This window comes from Oxalicibacterium sp., from assembly GCF_035565035.1.
Lineage (GTDB): Bacteria > Pseudomonadota > Gammaproteobacteria > Burkholderiales > Burkholderiaceae_D > Oxalicibacterium.
The window spans coordinates 19,687-41,203 of the sequence record NZ_DATMTD010000105.1; the positions used below are offsets into that span (position 1 = coordinate 19,687).

Sequence of the window (21,517 nt, forward strand, 5' to 3'; positions counted from 1 at the left end):
CGATATCAATCTTTCTTTACATGCTGCGCAGGCTTCAGATCCAGTCTGGCCAACCGCAGAATTTCAACGCACAAATCTTCATACACCGTGCCCGCCACCTTGGCCGACATCGGCACCAGCGAATGACTCGTCATGCCGGGCGAGGTATTGATTTCCAGCAGGAACGGCTCGTTGTCCGATTCGCGCACCATGAAATCGACACGCGACCAGCCGGTACAACCGACCGCATTGAATGCATCGACCGCCAGTTTCTGCACGCGCTTCGTGAATGCCTCGTCCAAGGGCGCCGGACACAGATACTGCGTGTCGTCGCTGAAATACTTGTGCTGGTAGTCGTAATTGCCTTGCGGTGCGCGGATCTCGACGATCGGCAACGCACGTGCATTGCGACCGCTGCCGATCACCGGCACCGTCAACTCACGTCCTTTCACGAACTGTTCTGCCAGCACCACGCTGTCGTATTTGGCGCACAGGTCGAAACCGGCCTGCAAACCTGCCGCATCTTCCACACGCGCAATACCGATCGTCGAACCTTCATGTGGTGCTTTCAGCATAAGCGGCAGGCCGAGTTCACTGGCAACTTCCCGCAAACGCGCAGCCGACGTGGCGCTTGCATCCAGCGCGACAAACTTCGGCGTCGGCACACCATGACTCATGCAGATGCGCTTGGTCATGATCTTGTCCATCGCGATCGCGGAAGCCATCACACCCGGACCGGTGTACGGAATACCAAGCTGTTCCAGCGCACCCTGCAACGTACCGTCCTCGCCGTAGCTGCCATGCAAGGCGATGAAAACGCGATCGAATTTTTCCGCGGCCAGTTCGGCCAGACTGCGCTCGGCCGGATCGAACGGATGCGCATCGATGCCCTTGCTGCGCAATGCGTTCAACACGCCGTTGCCCGACATCAGCGAAACCTCGCGCTCCGCGGAACGACCGCCGAACAGCACGCCGACCTTGCCGAATTCATTTTTCAATTCTGCTGCACTCATGATTGAACCTGCATCTGCATTACCTTTGCCGGAACACCGCTGATCGAGCCGGCTCCCATCGTGATCAGGACGTCGCCATCCCGAATGACATTCATGATCGTGGCCGGCATGTCGGCGATATCTTCGACAAACACCGGATCGACCTTGCCCGCCACACGCAGCGCGTGTGCCAGCGTACGACCATCCGCCGCGACGATCGGTTGCTCGCCAGCCGCATACACTTCCGCCAGCACCAGCATGTCCGTTGCCGACAGTACCTTGACGAAATCCTCAAACAAATCTCGGGTTCGCGTATAGCGATGCGGCTGGAATGCGAGCACCAGCCGGCGATCCGGATAAGCACCGCGTGCTGCCGCCAGCGTTGCGGCCGTTTCCACCGGGTGATGTCCGTAGTCATCGACCAGAGCAAACGTCCCTGCGGCTTTGCCGTTGACATCGCGAATACTTATTTCTCCGTAACGCGTGAAGCGACGACCGACGCCATTGAATTCCGTCAACGCTTTTTGTGTTGCGCAATCGTCGACACCGAGCTCCCGTGCAATCGCGATCGCGGCACAGGCGTTCTGCACGTTGTGCATGCCCGGCTGATTCAGGCTGACCTGCATCGGTGCATAGCCTTTCTGGATCACGGTGAACTGCATCTGACCGTCGACCGCCTTCGCGTCGGTCGCGCGCACTTCTGCCTCTTCATGGAACCCGTAGGTCGTCACGAATTTGGCGATGCGCGGCATGATTTCACGTACAGTCGGATCATCGATGCACAAGACGGCGACACCGTAAAACGGCAGGCGTTGCGTGAATTCGACGAACGCCTGCTTCAGTTTCTCGATGTCGTGATCGTAGGTTTCCATGTGATCGGCATCGATGTTCGTGATGACTTCGATCACCGGCGACAGATTCAGGAACGATGCATCCGATTCGTCGGCTTCCACCACGATGAATTCACCGGTACCAAGACGTGCATTCGCCCCTGCCTTGTTCAATACGCCACCGATGACAAATGTCGGATCCAGTCCGCCTTCGGCCAGAATGCTGGCAACCAGGCTGGTGGTCGTGGTCTTGCCATGCGTGCCGGCAATGGCGATGCCCTGCTTCAGGCGCATCAATTCGCCGAGCATGATCGCGCGCGGCACGATTGGAATATGTTTTTCGCGCGCAGCGACAACTTCCGGATTGTCGGCCTTGACGGCAGTCGACGTGACAATGGCATCCGCGTTGACAACGTTTTCCGCGGCATGGCCGAGCGTGATTTTGGCGCCGAGTTCGATCAAACGGCGCGTCGCAACATTACTGCCGAGGTCCGAGCCGGATATCGTGTAGCCGAGATTCAGCAATACCTCGGCAATGCCGCTCATGCCGCTGCCGCCGATACCGACGAAGTGAATGTTTTTGACTTTGTGTTTCATGCTGCTTTCACCAGTTGTTCCAGTACGTCGGCAATCGTCGTGTTCGCGTCGCGCCGTCCGTTTTCATAAGCTGCTTTCGCCATCTGCAGGCATCGTTCGCGCGTCAGCCCCTGCAGCAAATCGGCCAGATGTTGTGCATTCAATTCGCTTTGCGGAAAATGAATCGCCGCCTGCTGCTGCGCCATCCATTGCGCGTTGTCGCGTTGATGCGTGGTGGTCGAGACCAGCAGCGGTACCAGCACACTGGCGACGCCCGCCGCAGTCAGTTCCGAAACGGTGATGGCGCCGGCACGGCAGATCACCAGGTCCGCTTCCGCATACCTACGCGGCATGTCGTCGATGAAGTCGACCACTTCCGCCTCGACCTGCGCCTGCGCATAGTTAGAACGCAACGCATCGATATTCTTCTTGCCCGACTGGTGCGTGACACGCGGCCGTTGTTCGGCTGGAATCAGCGCCAGCGCTGCCGGCAATGCGTCGTTCAGCACCTGTGCGCCCAGACTGCCGCCGACCACAAGAATATTCAGCACGCCGCTTCGACCGCTATAACGTTGCACCGGTTCTGGCAATGTGCTGATTTCTGCCCGCACCGGATTACCGGTCACGATCGCCTTGTCGGCAGCCGCACCGAAATCTGCAGGAAAACCGAACAATACGCGTTGCGCTGACGACACCAGTGTCTTCGTCGACAGCATCAGCGCTGCATCCGCATTGATCAGCACCAGCGGAATACCGCGCAGTCTCGCCATGAATCCGCCCGGCACGGTGACGTAACCACCCATGCCCACCACGACATCCGGATTGCGACGACCGAGAATCGAGCGACACGCACCGAAACTTGCCAGCAGGCGGAATGCGCCCTTCACCGTATGCATCAAGCCCTTGCCGCGCAGACCGCTGAATTCGATCGTGTCCATCTCGATGCCGTGCTTCGGCACCAGATCGCCTTCCATGCCATGCGACGTACCGAGCCATGTCACCTGCCAGCCGCGCTTGCGCATCGTGTCGGCGATCGCAAGTCCCGGGAAAATATGACCACCGGTTCCCGCTGCCATGATCAGTAGTTTTTTTTCTTGCGCGCTCATACACGACCTCCGCGCATCAGCACACGATTCTCATAATCGATGCGCAACAGAATCGCCAGACCGATGCAGTTGATCAGCACACCCGAACCGCCGTAACTCATCAGCGGCAACGTCAAACCCTTCGTCGGCAACAGGCCGAGATTGACGCCCATATTGATGAACGCCTGCACGCCGATCCAGATACCGATACCTTTTGCAGTCAAACCGGCGAAGGTCATATCCATTGCAATTGCCTGACGGCCGATTTCGAATGCGCGCTTGATCAGCCAGTAGAACAGGACCACGACCAGCAGCACACCGACAAAGCCGAGCTCCTCGCCGATCACTGCCAGCAGGAAGTCGGTATGCGCTTCCGGCAGGTAATGCAGTTTCTCGACACTGCCGCCAAGACCGACGCCGAACAATTCGCCGCGACCGAAAGCGATCAGCGAATGCGACAACTGATACGCCTTGCCCAGTGCATTGTTTTCTTCCCACGGATTCAGGTACGCAAAAATACGTTCGCGGCGCCATGGCGAAAGCACGATCACCAGACTGAAAATGCCGACCAGCGTCGCACCGATGCCGCCGAACCAGATGCCGTTGATACCGCCCAGGAACAGGATGCCCATCGCGATGCAGACGATGACGCCGAACGCGCCGAGATCCGGCTCCAGCAACAGCAACAAACCAACGAAGCCGATCGCCAGCGTCATCGGCATGAAACCCTTTGTCAGCTTGTGCATCACCTGCTGCTTGCGCACGGTGTAATCCGCGGCGTACAGCACGACGAACAGCTTCATCAATTCTGACGGCTGCAGATTGAAAACGTGAAACGACAGCCAGCGACGCGCACCGTTCACGCCTTTGCCGACGCCAGGAATCAGCACCATGATCAACAGAATCAACGTTCCGACGAACAGATAGGGCGCGAGTTTCTGCCAGGTTTCGATACGCACGCGGAACGCCAGCAATCCTGCAAACAGCGAGACGCAAATGAACATTGCCTGTCGCGTCAGGAAGTGCGCATTGTCGTAACGCGCATACTTCGGCGAATCCGGCAGCGAGATCGATGCGGAATACACCATCACCATGCCGAACAGCATCAGCAGCAACACGACCCACACCAACGGCTGGTCGTACGCCATCATCTTCGAGCGTTGCTCGAGACTGCCCACGGCCTTCGTTGCCGTGGCGCGCGAAAAAGATGGCAGCGCCAGCTTCATGCGCTCACCTCGCCGCGGGACAAACCGATTTCACGCACGGTATCGACGAATACCTGAGCGCGATGGGCGTAATTCCTGAACATGTCGAGGCTGGCGCAAGCCGGCGACAGCAATACGGCATCACCCGACTGCGCCAGTTCTGCGGCTTTCTGTGTCGCTTCTTCCAGCGTCGCGCAATCGACCAGGGTCACATTCGTCGATTGAATCGCGTCGCGGATATTGCCGGCATCCTTGCCGATCAGCAAAACGGCACGCACATACTTGGCAACCGGCTCGGCCAGCGGCGAAAAATCCTGTCCCTTGCCATCGCCCCCGGCGATCAGCACCAGTTGTTGTGAAGCGTCTTGATTCGCTCCCAGTCCGTTCAATGCCGCAACCGTTGCGCCGACATTAGTGCCTTTGCTGTCATCGTAGTAATCGACGCCCCCGATCGTGGTCACATGTTCGACGCGATGCGGTTCGCCCTGATAATCGCGCAAGCCATGCAGCAGTTGCGCCATCGGCAATCCGATCGCACGACACAACGCCAGCGCCGACAACGCATTGACGGCATTGTGCTGGCCGCGAATTTTCAATGCATCGACCGGCATCAGCTTCTTCGTCGAGACATCCACTTCGATTTCGGCATCGCCCTTCTTGCGGCGCTTCTGCGGCAATTCTTCGTCGGCAACGCCGACCGACAGCCAACGCATGCCGTTTTCATCGACCAGGCCAAAGCAATCCGCCTGCTCTGCTTCATCGATACCGAACGTGATCACGGACGCAAGCGGTGATGCCATCTGCATGACGACCGCATCGTCGCGATTCAATACACGCACCGTATTGGCGCCGAAGATGCGTGCCTTGTCGCTGGCATAGGCGTCCATGTCGCCGTGCCAGTCGAGATGATCCTGCGTCACGTTCAGAACCGTGGCGACATCGGCCTGCAACGAATGCGTGGTGTGCAACTGGAAGCTCGACAGCTCGAGCACCCATGCCTGCGGCAATTGGTCGCCATCGAGCACATCGCACAGGCGATCGAGCGCGGCCGGACTGATGTTGCCGGCGATTTCCACCGTCAGGCCGGCGCGGCGGCACAGCAATCCGGTCAGACTCGTCACCGTTGTCTTGCCGTTGGTGCCGGTGATCGCAATGACCTTCGGTGTGTAGTCACGCTCTTCTTTCAACGCAGCCAGTGCCTGCGCGAACAGTTCGATTTCGCCCCACAGAGGAATGTTTTTTTCTTCTGCTGCCGGGATGATGGCGGCCAGTTCACGCTCCGGCATCAATCCGGGACTGACCACGACGACATCGATGTCATCCAGCAGCGAAGCAGTGAATGTTGCAGAACCGTCGCCACCGACAAATTCGGCATTCGGTGCAATCTCTCGCAATTGCGGCAGGCGGTCTGGTGTGGCGCGCGTATCGGCAACGCGCAGCTTGGCGCCGCAGCGTTGCAGCCACCGCGCCATCGCCAGCCCCGATTCACCAAGGCCGAGCACCAGAAAATGTTTGCCTGCGTAGTTCATGTATTTTTTTAACGCGCTTTCTTGATTAACGTAACAATTAACGCAACTTCAGTGTCGACAGACCGAACAGCACCAGCATCATCGTGATGATCCAGAAACGCACAACGACTTGCGTCTCCTTCCAGCCCTTCTGTTCATAGTGGTGGTGCAGCGGCGCCATCAACAACACGCGCTTGCCGGTACCGGTCCGCATCTTGGTGTATTTGAAATAGGCGACCTGCACCATGACCGACAACGTTTCGACAACGAAGATGCCGCCCATGATGAAGAGCACGATTTCCTGACGCACGATGACGGCGATGGTGCCCAGTGCGCCACCCAATGCCAGCGCGCCGACATCACCCATGAACACCTGTGCCGGATGTGCGTTGAACCACAGGAATGCCAGTCCTGCCCCCGCCATCGCGCCGCAGAAAATCAGCAGCTCTCCGGCACCGGGAATATGTGGAATGAACAGATACTTCGCATAGGACGCGCTGCCGGTCAGATAAGCGAACACGCCGAGCGCGGTACCGACCATCACGGTCGGCATGATCGCCAGGCCGTCCAGACCATCCGTCAGATTGACGGCATTGCTGGTGCCGACGATGACGAAATACGTCAGCGCGATGAAACCCCAGACGCCGAGCGGATAGCTGACCGTCTTGAAAAACGGCACGATCAGATCGGCCTTCGGCGGCAGATCCATGCTGAAGCCGGATTCCACCCATGCGACGAACAAGTCGAGGAATTGCGAATTGCTCGGCGCGGAAACGGAGAATGCCAGATAGATCGCAGCGAACAATCCGATCAGCGATTGCCAGAAATACTTTTCCTTCGACGACATCCCCTTTGGGTCCTTGTAGACCACCTTGCGATAATCGTCGACCCAACCGACTGCGCCGAAACCCAGCGTGACGATCAGCACGACCCAGATGAAACGGTTGCTGAGATCGGTCCACAACAATGTCGAAATACCAATCGACAACAGGATCAGCGCACCACCCATCGTCGGCGTGCCGCTCTTGATCAGGTGCGTTTGCGGACCGTCGGTGCGCACCGCCTGTCCGACTTTCAGACGCGCCAGTGTGCGAATCACGGCCGGACCGAAGATCCAGCCGATCGACAATGCGGTCATCGTCGCGAATACGGCACGGAACGTGATGAAGTTGAATACCCGCATCGGTCCGATTTCGTCCTGAAAATGTTGTGCCAGCCAGAGCAGCATGATTAATGGCCTTCCTGAATTTGTTGACCGAGCAGATGCTGCACCACGCGTTCCATCTTCATGAAACGCGATCCCTTTACCAGCACTGTCGCAGTGGAGTTGATGAATGCATCGAGCGCTTCATTGAGTTGCTCGACATTGTTGCAATGCACGGCCTGCGCACCGAATGCATCGCTGGTATGACGTGCCAGCTCGCCCAGCGTCAACACACGGTCGACCCCGCATGCATGCGCATAGGCGCCGACTTCTTCGTGATATTGACGACCGTCGTTGCCGACTTCGCCCATGTCGCCCAGAACCAGAATGCGCGGTGCGGCAGTCTGCGCCAGCACATCGATCGCGGCGCGAACCGAATCCGGATTGGCGTTGTAGGTATCGTCGATCACTTGTGCACCGTTGACGGCAAGCTTTCGCTGCAGGCGGCCATTGAACGGAGCAAATGCCTGCAATCCGTTGACGATCGCTTCCACAGGAATACCGATTGCCAGCGTGCAGGCGATGGCCGCAAGCGCGTTGCGTACGTTGTGCAGTCCCGCTGCATTAAGCCTGATCGCGAATTGTCGACCGCTCGCAGTGATCTGCAGATCACTGCCGAATACATTGGCGACATGCGTGCAACGCACATCCGCGTCGTCCGACAGGCCGAATGTCATGACCTTGCAGTGCTCTGCATAACCGCGCCACAACGATGTATACGGATCGTCTGCCGGGAATACTGCGGTGCCGCTGGCTGGCAGATTGCGTAGCACCGTTCCGTTTTCCATCGCGACGGCTTCCACGCTCGTCATGAATTCCTGATGTTCGCGCTGCGCATTGTTCACGAGACCGACCGTCGGCTGCGCGATCTGCGACAGCACATCGATTTCACCAGGATGATTCATGCCGAGTTCGACAACAGCCGCCTTGCACGCATCGTTCAGGCGCATCAATGTCAACGGCACGCCGATATCGTTGTTGAAATTGCCGCGCGTCGCCAGATAGTTGTTTGTACCGAAAGCAGCATCCAGTACAGCGGCGATCATTTCCTTGACGGTCGTCTTGCCGTTGCTGCCGGTCACGCCGATCAGCGGCAGGTCGAATCGTTCGCGCCAATAGTGCGCAATCTCGCCGAGCGCGATGCGTGTATCGGGAACGACCAATGCCGGAACGTTGAATCCTTGCGGGATTTTTTCGGCCACGACGGCAGCGACCTTGTGTTCGGAGACCTGCGGCAGAAAATCATGCGCATCAAAACGTTCACCACGCAAGGCGACAAACAGGTTGCCCGACGACAAATTGCGGCTGTCGGTCGAAACACCATCAAACGCTGCATCGATTTTCATCGACGCGCCACGCACGACGGTTTGGAGGACGGCCAGCGACGATTTCATCAGCCGCCTCCCTTCATCTTGCGCGCCGATAGCGCCAGCGTCGCGTGATCCGCGTCGAGGAAAGGCAGCTTGCGCCCCTTGATCTCCTGATAGGCTTCGTGTCCCTTGCCGGCCATCAGAATGACGTCCTCCCTGGCGGCACGTTGGCAAGCCCACAGAATCGCCATCGCGCGATCCTCGATGATGTACGGCTTTTTCTCCGGGCGATCCAGACCTTGCACGATCTGCGCAATGATGTCGGCCGGTTCTTCGTTGCGCGGGTTGTCCGTCGTCACGACGACATGATCTGCCGCATCTGCCGCGCGTCCCATCTGCGGACGTTTGCCGGCATCACGATCGCCGCCGCAACCGAAGATGCACCACAGTTCGCCGCCGCGTTCATTGGCAACGACACGCAACGCGGCCAGCGCCTTGTCGATCGCGTCCGGTGTATGTGCATAATCGATGACGACCAGCGGCGCATCCGTGCCGCCGAGCTGCTGCATGCGTCCGGGTACCGGTTGCAATGCCTCGATTGCAGAAACGGCATCGCGCCATGCCACGTCCTGCGCCAGCAGCGCACCGATAATGCCGAGCGCATTACTGACGTTGAATTGACCGACCAGTTGTGTTTTGACGAGCGTAGCGTCGTGCTGTGCCGTCTGCCGTCCCGTCAGCTGGAACGATGTTCCGCGTTGCGTGCTGCGAATATCGTCTGCGCTCAGGATACCGATGCCATCGATGACATGATTTTCCAGCGTATATCCCGTGATGGCTGTTTGCGGCTGTCGATCCTGCAGTCGCTTGATCAGGCGCAATCCCATCGCGTCATCCAGATTGACGACTGCATGACGCAATTCCGGCCAGTCGAACAGCATCGCCTTGGCTTCTTCATAGGCCGCGACATCGCCGTGGTAATCCAGATGATCGCGCGTGAAGTTGGTGAATACCGCAATATCAACATGCATGCCGGACATGCGGCCTTGATGCAATCCGATCGACGAAGCTTCGATGGCCAGTGCCGTCGCACCATCGCGTCGCGCATTCGCCAACGCACGCTGCAACAAGACCGCATCAGGAGTTGTATAACCGGTGACGTTGAAATCGCCTGCCGAACCGTCGCGGAAAATGCCGACACCCAACGTGCCGATCACGACCGTCGGCATGCCGAGTCGCGACAAGGCGCCACCCAGCCATTGCGTACACGATGTCTTGCCGTTGGTGCCGGTCACGGCGATCGTCAACATCGAGCGATCGGGATGGTCGTACCAGACGGCAGCAATCTCGCCCGCATGGTGCTTCAGGTTCTCGACGGCGAAATGCGGTACATTCCATTCCGCGCTGGCGACATGACCATCGGCTTCATACAGAATTGCACGCGCGCCGCGCTCAATTGCATCGCCAATATACGCACGTCCGTCCGCTTCATCACCAGGATAGGCGACGAACACATCCCCATCATGCACGCTGCGCGAATCGGATGTCAGTTCGGCTGCCGGCGCATTGGCATGCAGCCAGGCCAGAACGTTCGAAACGGCGTCCGACACAGTGATCAGCGTGGAGACACTCATTACAAGCTCTCCCGCAAAGGTTCGGTTGGAATGATGACGTTGGTCACGCTGGAATCGGGCGCCACATTCAGTGCGCGCAACGCGTTTGCCGTCACTGCAGAAAAAATCGGACCCGCGACCTGGCCACCATAGTGCTGCCCGACGCTTGGCTCATCGATCATCACGGCGACGATGATGCGGGGATCGGACACCGGCGCGAAACCGACGAACGACGCGACATACTTCTTCACATATTTGCCGTGCTCGATCTTGTAGGCGGTGCCGGTCTTGCCGGCGACGCGGTAGCCCGGTACCTGTGCCTGTGGCGCCGTACCGTTTGGCCCGGCTGCCATTTCAAGCATGTCACGCACAAGATGCGCGGTTTTCTCGGAAACGATACGCTGGCCGATCGGCTGATCGGTCGAACGCTGCAACGTCAGCGGGATCAGATCGCCATCGCGTGCAAAGATCGTATACGCATGCGCCATCTGCAACAGCGAAACGGAAATCCCGTGGCCGTAGCTCATTGTCGCCTGCTCGATCGGGCGCCATGACTTGTATGGGCGGACACGACCTGCAACTGCGCCCGGGAAGCCGATTTTCGGCTGCTGGCCGAAGCCGACGCCGGTGAACATGTCCCACATGTCGTGCGGCTGCATCTGCAGCGCGATCTTGGCGGTACCGACATTCGATGATTTTTCAATGATCTGCGACACACTCAGCAAGCCTTCCGCATGCGCATCGCCAATCGTCGCCGTGCCGATCGTCAGCTTGCCCGGCGCAGTCTGGATCATCGTGTTCGGCGTGATGATTTTGTGCTCGAGCGCCAATGCGATCGTGAACGGTTTCATCGTCGAACCCGGCTCATAGGTATCGGTCAGTACGCGATTGCGCAACTGTGCGCCGGTCAATACAGAGCGATTGTTCGGGTTGTAGGTCGGCAGGTTGGCAAGCGCCAGCACTTCGCCGGTCTTCGCATCGAGCACGACGATGCCGCCGGCCTTCGCCTTGTTTTTTTCTACCGCTTCTTTCAGTTGCGAGAACGCGATGTACTGGATCTTGCTGTCGATCGACAGCGCCAGATCCTTGCCGTCATGCGGCTCGCGCACGGCTTCGATATCCTCGACGATGCGGCCCAGGCGATCCTTGATCACGCGACGACTTCCGGTCACGCCCGCGAGCGTTTTCTGGAACGCCAGCTCCATGCCTTCCTGCCCTTTATCCTCGACATTCGTGAAGCCGACGATATGCGCCATCACCTCGCCTTCAGGGTAGTAGCGCTTGTACTCCTTGCGCGTGTCGATACCGGAGATGCCAAGCTTGAGAATCTTGTCGACCGTATCCAGATCGACCTGACGCTTCAGATAGACGAAATTGCGGTCCGAATCCAGCTTGCGGCGCAGATCGCGTTCGCTCATGTCGAGCAGGTCGGCCAGCTGTCGAATTTTTTCCTTCGGCGCTTCCAGCACATCATCCGGAATCGCCCAGACTGCCTTGACCGGAATCGACGACGCCAGCACCTGGCCATTGCGATCGGTGATCTTGCCACGCGTCGCGGGCAATTCCAGCGTACGCGTGTAGCGCGAAGCGCCCTGTTTTTGCAGAAAATCGGTCGACATGCCCTGCAGCCACAACGCACGACCGGCAAGCGTGAGGAAAGCGATGAACATCAAGAACAGCACGACACGCGAACGCCATGCCGGCAGCTTGGTTGCAAGCACCGGACTGGAAACGAAAGGCACACCTTTCGAGGCGGCGGTACGCGATGTACTACGCGTCATTTGCCCTCCATCGTCAGGTATTGCGTGCGGGCCGGTGTCACCGGCACCATGTGCAGATCGCGACGCGCAGTCAGTTCGATACGGGCGTGCTTGCCGAGCGTCGATTGATCGAGCTGCAATTGCGACCATTCGATGTCGAGCTGACGCGCCTTGGACTGCGCACGCTCGAGCGCGATGAACATGCTGCGCGCCTTGTACTGTGCGTTGACGAGCGACAGCGCGCACAGCACCAGCGCGCAAGTCAGGATGAAAGTGATGCGGCCGCTCATTGCACGGTCCCCGATGCGGGCAAACGTTCCGCCACGCGCATTACGGCAGAACGGGCACGCGGATTGGCGGCGATTTCTTCGGCAGATGGTTTGATACGACCCAGCAACTTCATTTCCGGCTGCGGCAGATCGACGGCACGAATCGGCAGGCGACGGTCCGGCTGCGGCACAACGGCTTTGCCTGCCATGAACTGCTTGACGATGCGATCTTCCAGCGAATGAAAGCTGATCACAACCAATCTCCCGTGCGGGGCCAGATGCCGAAAAGCCTCTTGCAGAACTATTTCGAGTTCTTCAAGCTCCTGATTGATGAAAATCCGGATAGCCTGAAATGTACGAGTGGCCGGGTCTTTGCCTTTCTCGCGAGTTTTGACGGCGTGTGCCACGATCTCGGCAAGCTGTCGTGTGCTTGAAATCGGTTCGACTGCCCTGCGAGCAGCAATCGCCTTTGCAATCTGAAAAGCAAACCGTTCTTCCCCATATTCTCGTATCACTTTCTCGATTTTCTGTTCGGTTTCCGTGGCCAGCCACTCTGCTGCCGACATGCCACGCGTCGTATCCATGCGCATGTCGAGCGGCCCGTCCGCGCGAAAACTGAAACCTCTCGCCGCATCGTCGACTTGCGGCGACGATATCCCCAGGTCCAGCAACACCCCATCCAACTGCCCGATACCGCGCGCCGCCAATGCATCGGCGAGCGTCGCAAAACTGTCGTGTGCGATGTCGAAACGCGCATCGTCGATTGATGCCGCGTTTGCAATCGCCTGCGTGTCCTTGTCGAATGCCAGCAGACGGCCTTTTTCGCCCAGCTGCTGCAGAATTTTCCGGCTGTGGCCACCGCGTCCGAAGGTGCCATCGACGTACGTACCGTCGACGCGCGCGCCTTCCAGTGCCAACGCGTTCACCGCCTCCTCCAGCAACACCGTCTTGTGCTGGTACTGCTGCACCGCTTCTACATTCATCACGGCGTCAGAAGGTAAAGTCGTTTAATACGTCAGGCATGCCGGAAGCCACTGCTTCCGATTCGCTTTCGGCCAGTTTTGCTGCATCCCAGATTTCGAAGTGGCTGCCCATGCCCATCAGCATGACGTCACGCGTCAGCCCGCTTGCTGCGCGCAATTCAGGCGCAATCAGGATACGGCCGGCGGTATCGAATTCGACGTCCACGGCATTGCCGAGGAAGATGCGTTGCCAGGCGCGCGCAGAAATCGGCCATTTGGCAATTTCTTCGCGGCGGGTTTCCCACACAGGGCGCGGGAAGAGGAGAAGGCATCCGTCCGGATGTTTTGTCAGGGTGACGCGTCCCTCGCATTGCAATTGCAATGCGTCGCGATGGCGGGCGGGAATGGTCATCCGGCCTTTGGCATCGAGACTGAGAGAAGACGCGCCTTGAAACACCCTGAAATCCTTTTTTTAGGTATGCGTTGCACGATGATTCGCATTGCATTTGCGGCTTCAAATACCCACAAATAAACACTTTTTCACACTGTCGCCCACTTTAGTGGATGGCGTATTCGCGGTCAAGCTAAATTCATGGGTAAAAACATGATTTTTTCCAATGAAGTCAATGACTTAGCGCATTACGTTGACGCAACACCGCACACCAAATTCCTCTAAGAATTAAGCACTTACAACGGACACTAAAAGTGGCACATCAGATAAACACATGTGTTTGATGCGCAAAACCACTGTATGCCCGGTAAAAATTTTTACGTCGATACGCAATCAGCTTGCATAAGTCAGCTCACCGGTTTGAATGCGCACTCGGACGGGCAGGCCTCGGCGGAACCAGACGATCTTCATCAAGCGCTGAAAGTGAATGCCCGCACAGACGCATAGGTCGCGTTTCCGCAAGCTGATGTTTCGGCATCGGTACTGTGAAACCGATGCGGTCAGACGGAGAACCGAATGTCGGACATGGTCATCGCGAAAAAGGAAGGCTTGTATTGCGTGCCCGGTGATTTTTATATCGATCCGTGGCGGCCGGTCGATCGCGCAGTTATTACGCATGCGCATTCCGATCATGCGCGCGTCGGTCACACGCGCTATCTGGCGGCGGCAAAAAGCAAAGGGATCCTGCTGTCGCGCCTCGGCGAGATCGCCATCGATACGCTGGAATACGGCGACAGCATCACGCACAACGGGGTGAAAATTTCGCTGCATCCGGCCGGCCACGTGCTCGGTTCCGCCCAAGTGCGCATGGAACACAAGGGCGAAGTCTGGGTCGCATCCGGCGACTACAAGGTGGAGCCCGACGGCACCTGCGAAGCGTTCGAGCCGATTCGCTGCGACGCCTTCATCACCGAATCGACGTTCGGTCTGCCGATCTATCGCTGGCAACCGCAATCGGTCATCTTCGACGACATCAACCAATGGTGGCGGCGCAATGCCGACAACCGTCGTTGCAGCGTGCTGTTCTGCTATTCGTTCGGCAAGGCGCAACGGATTCTGCATGGCATCGATCCGGGCATCGGTCCGATTGTTTGCCACGGTGCGGTCGAGCCGTTGAATCGCGTGTATCGCGAAGCCGGCGTGCGCATCCCCGACACACTGGCGGTGCCCGACATCAAGGACAAATCACTGTATCAACGCGCGCTGGTGATCGCTCCGCCATCTGCCGGCGGTTCGACGTGGATGCGGCGCTTCGGCGATTACAGCGATGCATTCGCCAGCGGGTGGATGCAGTTGCGCGGCGCTCGCCGACGACGCGCTGTCGATCGCGGCTTCGTGCTGTCCGACCACGCGGACTGGCCGGGATTGATGCAGGCGATTCAGGCGACGCAGGCGCAACGCGTGATCGTCACGCACGGACAAATTCCGGTGATGGTGCGCTGGCTGAGCCAGAACGGACTGGACGCCGGTGCGTTCGATACTGAATACGGCGACGACGATGATGAAGCCGTGACCGCGCAACAGGAAGCGGCCAGCGCGGAGGCGTCGTCGCATGCGTGATTTCGCCCGACTGTATGCGGAGCTGGACGAAACCACCGCGACCAATCGCAAGCTGGACGCGTTGAAGAATTATTTCAGCCGCACGCCGCCGCAACACGCCGCGTGGGCGGTGTACTTTCTGGCCGGCGGCAAGCCGCGCCAGACGGTGCCGACCAAACTGATCACGCAATACGCGATCGAGTATGCAGGCATCGATACGTGGCTGTTCGACGAGTCGTACAACGCCGTCGGCGATTTGGCCGAAACCATCGCGCACATCCTGCCGCCGCCGACGCATTCGAGCGACATCGGTCTGGCCGACTGGATGACCGAACGCATCGCGCCGTTGCGCGGTGCCGCGCCGGAGACGATTCGCACCGCACTGTTTGCATGGTGGGACGAGACCGATGCGCGCGAACGTTTTTTGTTGATGAAACTGATCGGCGGCGGCTTTCGCGTCGGTGTGTCCAAGCTGCTGGTCACGCGCGCATTGAGCGATGTCGCGCAGCTCGACAGCAAGCTGATTGCACAACGCCTGATCGGATGGACCGATAGCAGAGTGCATCCTACCGCCGAGCGCTACACGCAACTGATCGCACCGCAGACGCATGACGAACATCAGCTGCGTGGCGGCCAACCCTATCCCTTCTTTCTCGCGCATCAATTGACTGTCGACCCGCAGTCGCTCGGTCCGACCGAAGACTGGCTGGTCGAATGGAAATACGACGGCATCCGTGCGCAACTGGTGCGACGTCATGGACAAAGCTGGTTGTGGTCGCGTGGCGAAGACCTGATCACCGATCGTTTTCCCGAAATCGCGTCGTTGCCGCTGCCCGACGGCACCGTCATCGATGGCGAAATCCTGATCTGGCGCGACGACTTGCCGGCACCGTTTGCCGATCTGCAAAAACGCATCGGCCGCAAGACGATCAGCAGCAAGATGCTCGACGAACTGCCCGCCGTTCTGGTCGCCTATGATCTGCTCGAACACGAAGGCAACGATCTGCGCAGCACGCCGCAATCGTCGCGTCGCGCGCTGCTGGAGAACATCGTCGAACAGATCGGTCATCCGACATTGAAGCTGTCGCCGCTGGTCGACGCCGTCGACTGGCAGACGATGGCGGAACTGCGTACCACTTCGCGCTCACGTGTCGTCGAGGGCATGATGCTGAAACGCGCCGATGCGCATTACGGCGTCGGTCGCACGAAAGATGTCGGCGTGTGGTGGAAGTGGAAGATCGATCCATATGCGGTCGATGCGGTGCTGATCTATGCGCAGGCAGGCCACGGCCGCCGCGCGTCGTTGTACACCGACTACACCTTCGCCGTGTGGGACGACGACGCGGACGGTACGCGCAAGCTGGTGCCTTTCGCCAAAGCCTATTCCGGCCTGACCGATGCCGAGATCGCCAAGGTCGATGCGGCGATTCGCAAGACCACGGTGGAAAAATTCGGCCCGGTGCGCAGCGTCAAGCCGACGATGGTGTTCGAGATCGGCTTTGAAGGCATCGCCAAATCGACGCGACACAAGGCCGGCATCGCCGTGCGGTTTCCGCGCATCCTGCGCATCCGCGACGACAAGCCGATCGAGCAGGCCGACACGCTCGATGTGCTGAAGGATTTGCTGGCGTGAGCGCGCGCAAGTCCGCCGCACAGCTTGTCGACGACACGCTCGACGCAAGCAGTTCGCGCACACCGCGACAACGCGTGGACGCCTGGTTCGCCGCCCGGCAATGGAAAGTCTTCCCGTTTCAAAAAGCGGTCTGGCGCGCCGCCATGCAAGGCCGATCGGGATTGCTGCATGCAACCACCGGCTCCGGCAAAACCTACGCGGTATGGCTGGCCGCACTGCAACGCGCGATGCAAAAAGAAGGCAGGCGCAAGAAAGCCGGTTTGCGCGTGTTGTGGATCACGCCGATGCGCGCACTCGCCGCCGACACCACGCGCGCGCTGGAAGAACCGTTGCACGATCTGATGCCGTCGTGGCAGATCGGCACACGTACCGGCGACACCTCGTCGAGCGAGCGCGCAAGACAAAGCAAATCGTTACCCGCCGCACTGGTCACCACGCCGGAAAGCCTGACACTGATGCTCAGCAAGGCCGATGCGATCGAACAATTCAAGTCGCTCGACATGATCATCGTCGATGAATGGCACGAACTGATGGGCAGCAAGCGCGGCGCACAAACACAACTCGCACTGGCAAGACTGCGCAAATGGCAACCGCAATTGCTGGTATGGGGCCTGTCCGCCACGCTCGGCAATCTGCGACAGGCGCAGGACGCGCTGCTCGGCGTCGATCAGGGCATACTGGTCGAAGGCGCGATCAGGAAAGATATCCTGGTCGATACGCTGATTCCAGAAAATCCGTCACGCTTTCCGTGGGGCGGCCATCTCGGCATCCAGATGCTGCAACCGGTGATCGACGAGATCGAGCAACATGCGACGACGCTGGTCTTCACCAACACGCGCTCTCAAGCCGAGATCTGGTATCAGAACATGCTGGCCGCACGCCCCGACTGGGCCGGACTGATAGCGCTGCATCACGGCTCGCTCGACAAGGCGGTGCGCGAATGGGTCGAGCAGGGATTGAAAACCGGACAGCTGAAAGCGGTCATCTGCACTTCCAGTCTCGATCTCGGCGTCGATTTCCTGCCGGTCGAACGCGTGCTGCAGATCGGCAGCGCCAAGGGTGTGGCGCGACTGCTGCAGCGTGCCGGTCGCAGCGGCCACGCACCGGGGCGCGTGTCGCGCGTGACGCTGGTGCCGACCAACAGTCTCGAACTGCTGGAAGCGGCCGCCGCCAGACACGCGATTGCCAAACGTCAGGTCGAAGGCCGCGCCGTGCCGAACAAGCCGCTCGATGTACTGGTCCAGCATCTGGTGACGATCGCATTAGGCGGCGGCTTTCGTTCCGGCGAATTGTTGGACGAAGTGCGCACTGCGTATGCCTATCGACATCTGACGGCTGAAGAATGGCAATGGGCACTCGATTTTGTCGCGCGCGGCGGCCGCAGCCTGACCGTGTACCCGGAATACCGCCGCGTGCTGCCCGACGAGCACGGCATCTATCGCGTCCCCGACAACCTGATCGCACGCCGGCACCGGATGAGTATCGGCACCATCGTGTCAGACGCGTCGGTGCAGGTGCGCTACATGTCCGGCGGCATGATTGGCTCGGTCGAGGAATCGTTCGTCTCGCGCCTGCGCCAGGGCGATCATTTTCTGTTCGGCGGCCGCATACTCGAATTCGTGCGCATGCATGAAATGTCGGCCTACGTAAAACGCGCGACCGGCAATCGCGGTGCCGTGCCGCGCTGGAACGGCGGCAAGATGCCGCTGTCATCCGAACTGGCGCATGCGGTGCTGGATCGACTGCACGAAGCCGCCGAGCATCGTTACGACGGCCCGGAGATGCAGGCGATTCAACCGCTGCTTGAATTGCAGCAACGCTGGTCCGGCCTGCCGACCGACGCCTGCCTGCTGACGGAACTGACGAGCAGCCGCGAAGGTCAACATTTGTTCATGTATCCGTTTGCCGGCCGATCGGTGCACATCGGTCTCGCATCGCTGCTCGCATATCGATTCGGCAAGCATCAGGCAGCGACGTTTTCGATCTCGATCAACGATTACGGCTTCGAGTTGCTGTCCCCCGTGCCAGTGGATTGGAACTCGTTGTTGAGTGCGCCCGATGCCGGCGGATTGTTTTCGATCGATCATCTGCTGGAAGACGTGCTCGCGAGCCTGAATGCGGCCGAGCTGGCGCAGCGACGCTTTCGCGAAATCGCGCGCATCGCCGGCCTGATCTTTCAGGGCTATCCGGGTCAGCCGAAAAGCAACCGACAACTGCAGGCATCGTCGAGCCTGTTCTTCGAAGTATTCCGCAAGCACGACGCCGACAACCTGCTGCTGACGCAGGCGCAACGCGAAGTGCTGGAACAGGAGCTGGAACTGACGCGACTGCGCGACACCCTGCTCGAATTGCAGGGGCGCGAAATGAATCTGCATCAGACCAAACGCGTGACGCCGTTTGCGTTTCCGCTGATGGTCGAACGCTTCCGCGAAAAGCTGAGCACCGAAAAACTGTCCGACCGTATCGCGCGCATGGTGCGCGACCTGGAGAAAGCCGCGTTGAAACCGTGAACATGACTGTCCAGAACATCGAGATTGCCGGCCAAACCCTGCAGTTGCTGCCGCAGCGCGCTGCATACTGGCCGGCGCAGCACCTGTTACTGATTGCGGATATCCATTTCGGCAAGGCTGCCGCTTTTCGTGCGCTGGGTGTACCGGTGCCGAGCGGCACGACGAGCGACAATCTGGCACGACTGGATGCGCTGATCGATGCACACGATGTGCAGCACGTCCTGTTCCTCGGCGACTTTCTGCATGCGCGCGCCTCGCATGCACCGACCACGCTGGCGGTGTTGCGACGCTGGCGCGCAAACAGGTCTTGGCTAAAGTTGACGCTGGTGCGTGGCAATCATGACGAAAGCGCCGGCGATCCGCCTGCCGATCTGAACATCGCCGTTGTCGACGAGCCATTCGAGATGAACGGTTTATCTTTCTGCCATCATCCGCATGCGCACGCACAGGGTTATGTGATCGCCGGTCACTTGCACCCGGTTTTCAGGCTCAGCGCGGCCGGCGATTCGGTGCGGCTTCCGTGTTTTGTGTTTGGTCCTGCCAGCGGGATATTGCCGTCGTTCGGCGCGTTTACCGGCGGTTTTGCGATCAGCCCGCAGGCAGACGAGCGGGTATTCGTGACCACCGGCGATGCGGTGTATGCGGTGCCAAGCGGTCCACCGGCCTTTGGTCCTGCAGTTTGAATGGCGAATTACGGGGACGCAGAGCGCAAGACCGAACCAGGTCAGAAATCATCACGCTTCGGAAATTTCTTCCTGCAACATTTCTGTCCCTGCCTCATGGAAAATCAGGGATGCGAATATTCGTCACTCGGTGAACGCGACGGCACTCCGCATTTTGCATAGGGGCTTTGCACACGTTTGCAGTAAAGATAGGCTTCCTGCCGAACGCCACTCCGGCGATGTCTCCCGTAGCCGTGGCTAAACATGAAAGGTGCAAAGCACTCCTGACTCTCGCGGTATTCGCGAACCAGTTGATCGCATTCGGCGGCGCTATTGTCCGGTGGAGTCAATTCGACCGTCTTGGCTGGAGGCGGTGGCCGCTGCGCCTGTTCGATCTGCGCGGCGCGATCCCGCTCTTCAGACAACTGCTTCTCGCGCGCAGCCCGGGCCAGTGCTTCCTGACGCTGGCTGTCGGGAATTTCGGAAGCGCTGGTATCCACACGTTTGGCGACGTCTCGGTACTGCGCCGGCACCACGTCCGACACATGCGTGCGACCGTTTCCATCCACCCAGCGATAAAGATCGCCGGCACTGGCGGTCGCACTCAGCACAATCAACCCGAACAGCATGATTCTGATGATCATTCGTCTGCCTCGCATGATGGAAGTCATGCATCCTTTATAGCACGGCGATTGCGTAAATGCTGCGCCTTACTATTTGAAGGTGCCGTTGCCGAACAATCCGATCAGGCCGATGACGATCAGGTAAATGGCGACAATGTAATTGAGCAGGCGCGGCACGACCAGAATCAGGATGCCGGCGATCAGGGAAACGAGCGGACCGATGGAGAGATACAGGTTCATAGAGACTCCGTCCTGAATCGCATGTCCGCAGAGATTGCGAAACAAATGCATCAGGCTGGAAACAGCATGTCTGTCTGCCCGGAATTTTTCTGTGCGGTAAGACACATCCGTCCGGTTTGTCGGTCGAAACCCCGTGCGCGGTCGCCGGGCATAAAAAAACGACGCGAAAATCGCGTCGTTTTGAAATTAAATGAAGCAGTCCGATAGGCCGGATTCTGTTACGGCATCCGGGCGAACCCGGCTGCTATGACAACCATTCCTCTAGGCCGTGCATTACTGCACGGCTCAAGCTTTCTACCCGCACGCTCCGCGAGCCGCCTCAACGCGTGCCTATTTGAAATTGCTCCGGGTGGAGGTTACCGCGTTTCACCGTAACTTAATACGCTCGTCTCTGTGGCCCTGTTCCTCGCCTTATACCTTGGGCAAACTGCGCTTACGGCTTTCAGCGGACGGCCGTTAACCGTCACCCTGCTCTGTGGAGTCCGGACCTTCCTCCCGCCGTCACCGAAATGACGACCAGCGGTTGTCTTGTCCTGCTTCAGCCGACATTGTAGTCCACGAAAGCA

The 21,517-nt window shown here is 59.0% G+C and carries 18 protein-coding genes and 1 other RNA gene; 4 read left to right on the plus strand and 15 right to left on the minus strand.

Features of this window, described 5'->3' with window-relative positions; genetic code table 11:
* Positions 1–5: 5 nt before the first annotated feature.
* The 12 genes from VN114_RS10480 to mraZ are packed head-to-tail and all read right to left on the minus strand — an operon-like array spanning position 6 to position 13,750.
* Positions 6–992, minus strand: coding sequence for a D-alanine--D-alanine ligase (locus tag VN114_RS10480; protein ID WP_325514608.1), 987 nt, complete (start codon positions 990–992; stop codon positions 6–8).
* The gene (gene murC / locus VN114_RS10485; protein WP_325514610.1) at positions 989–2,398 is read right to left on the minus strand and encodes a UDP-N-acetylmuramate--L-alanine ligase; all 1,410 of its coding nucleotides are present in this window, start codon (positions 2,396–2,398) and stop codon (positions 989–991) included. The genes VN114_RS10480 and murC overlap by 4 nt, the downstream gene beginning before the upstream one ends.
* A complete protein-coding gene (gene murG, locus VN114_RS10490; protein ID WP_325514612.1) occupies positions 2,395–3,483 on the minus strand; it encodes an undecaprenyldiphospho-muramoylpentapeptide beta-N-acetylglucosaminyltransferase in 1,089 nt (362 codons plus the stop codon). Before murG ends, murC begins: the two co-directional genes overlap by 4 nt.
* Entirely contained in the window at positions 3,480–4,688 is a 1,209-nt protein-coding gene (gene ftsW, locus VN114_RS10495) for a putative lipid II flippase FtsW (RefSeq protein WP_325514614.1), read from the minus strand. The genes murG and ftsW overlap by 4 nt, the downstream gene beginning before the upstream one ends.
* A complete protein-coding gene (gene murD, locus VN114_RS10500; RefSeq protein ID WP_325514616.1) occupies positions 4,685–6,196 on the minus strand; it encodes a UDP-N-acetylmuramoyl-L-alanine--D-glutamate ligase in 1,512 nt (503 codons plus the stop codon). Before murD ends, ftsW begins: the two co-directional genes overlap by 4 nt.
* Before the next feature lie 37 nt (positions 6,197–6,233).
* Entirely contained in the window at positions 6,234–7,403 is a 1,170-nt protein-coding gene (mraY, locus tag VN114_RS10505; protein ID WP_325514618.1) for a phospho-N-acetylmuramoyl-pentapeptide-transferase, read from the minus strand.
* 2 nt (positions 7,404–7,405) lie between these two features.
* Positions 7,406–8,773: a UDP-N-acetylmuramoyl-tripeptide--D-alanyl-D-alanine ligase gene (locus VN114_RS10510; RefSeq protein WP_325514620.1), complete on the minus strand. Its 1,368-nt coding sequence runs from the start codon at positions 8,771–8,773 to the stop codon at positions 7,406–7,408.
* Positions 8,773–10,323: a UDP-N-acetylmuramoyl-L-alanyl-D-glutamate--2,6-diaminopimelate ligase gene (locus tag VN114_RS10515; protein ID WP_325514622.1), complete on the minus strand. Its 1,551-nt coding sequence runs from the start codon at positions 10,321–10,323 to the stop codon at positions 8,773–8,775. Before VN114_RS10515 ends, VN114_RS10510 begins: the two co-directional genes overlap by 1 nt.
* Positions 10,323–12,083 (minus strand): penicillin-binding protein 2, encoded by a 1,761-nt coding sequence (locus tag VN114_RS10520; protein ID WP_325514624.1) that lies wholly within the window; start codon positions 12,081–12,083, stop codon positions 10,323–10,325. The genes VN114_RS10515 and VN114_RS10520 overlap by 1 nt, the downstream gene beginning before the upstream one ends.
* Entirely contained in the window at positions 12,080–12,352 is a 273-nt protein-coding gene (ftsL, locus tag VN114_RS10525; RefSeq protein ID WP_325514626.1) for a cell division protein FtsL, read from the minus strand. The genes VN114_RS10520 and ftsL overlap by 4 nt, the downstream gene beginning before the upstream one ends.
* Entirely contained in the window at positions 12,349–13,314 is a 966-nt protein-coding gene (gene rsmH, locus VN114_RS10530) for a 16S rRNA (cytosine(1402)-N(4))-methyltransferase RsmH (RefSeq protein ID WP_325514628.1), read from the minus strand. The genes ftsL and rsmH overlap by 4 nt, the downstream gene beginning before the upstream one ends.
* A gap of 7 nt (positions 13,315–13,321) precedes the next feature.
* Positions 13,322–13,750: a division/cell wall cluster transcriptional repressor MraZ gene (gene mraZ, locus VN114_RS10535; protein WP_325514630.1), complete on the minus strand. Its 429-nt coding sequence runs from the start codon at positions 13,748–13,750 to the stop codon at positions 13,322–13,324.
* 510 nt (positions 13,751–14,260) lie between these two features.
* On the opposite strand from mraZ, the gene VN114_RS10540 reads away from it, so the two are divergent.
* From VN114_RS10540 to pdeM, 4 genes are read left to right on the plus strand one after another with little or no spacing between them, the layout of a single operon-like run.
* Positions 14,261–15,304 carry a ligase-associated DNA damage response exonuclease gene (locus tag VN114_RS10540; RefSeq protein WP_325514632.1) on the plus strand — a complete coding sequence of 348 codons (1,044 nt, stop codon included), beginning with the start codon at positions 14,261–14,263 and terminating at the stop codon, positions 15,302–15,304.
* Positions 15,297–16,916 (plus strand): ATP-dependent DNA ligase, encoded by a 1,620-nt coding sequence (locus VN114_RS10545; RefSeq protein ID WP_325514634.1) that lies wholly within the window; start codon positions 15,297–15,299, stop codon positions 16,914–16,916. Before VN114_RS10540 ends, VN114_RS10545 begins: the two co-directional genes overlap by 8 nt.
* Entirely contained in the window at positions 16,913–19,426 is a 2,514-nt protein-coding gene (locus VN114_RS10550; RefSeq protein ID WP_414694216.1) for a ligase-associated DNA damage response DEXH box helicase, read from the plus strand. The genes VN114_RS10545 and VN114_RS10550 overlap by 4 nt, the downstream gene beginning before the upstream one ends.
* Positions 19,427–19,428: 2 nt before the next feature.
* Positions 19,429–20,109 carry a ligase-associated DNA damage response endonuclease PdeM gene (gene pdeM / locus VN114_RS10555; protein ID WP_325514636.1) on the plus strand — a complete coding sequence of 227 codons (681 nt, stop codon included), beginning with the start codon at positions 19,429–19,431 and terminating at the stop codon, positions 20,107–20,109.
* Positions 20,110–20,213: 104 nt separating this feature from the next.
* Here pdeM and VN114_RS10560 read toward each other — a convergent pair whose 3' ends face one another.
* The 3 genes from VN114_RS10560 to rnpB all read right to left on the minus strand — a co-directional run bounded on the left by VN114_RS10560 (position 20,214) and on the right by rnpB (position 21,491).
* Positions 20,214–20,732 carry a DUF4124 domain-containing protein gene (locus VN114_RS10560; RefSeq protein ID WP_325514638.1) on the minus strand — a complete coding sequence of 173 codons (519 nt, stop codon included), beginning with the start codon at positions 20,730–20,732 and terminating at the stop codon, positions 20,214–20,216.
* A gap of 69 nt (positions 20,733–20,801) precedes the next feature.
* Positions 20,802–20,951, minus strand: coding sequence for a DUF3096 domain-containing protein (locus VN114_RS10565; RefSeq protein ID WP_325514640.1), 150 nt, complete (start codon positions 20,949–20,951; stop codon positions 20,802–20,804).
* Positions 20,952–21,139: 188 nt separating this feature from the next.
* An RNA gene (rnpB, locus tag VN114_RS10570) (RNase P RNA component class A) lies at positions 21,140–21,491 on the minus strand.
* Positions 21,492–21,517 lie beyond the last annotated feature (26 nt).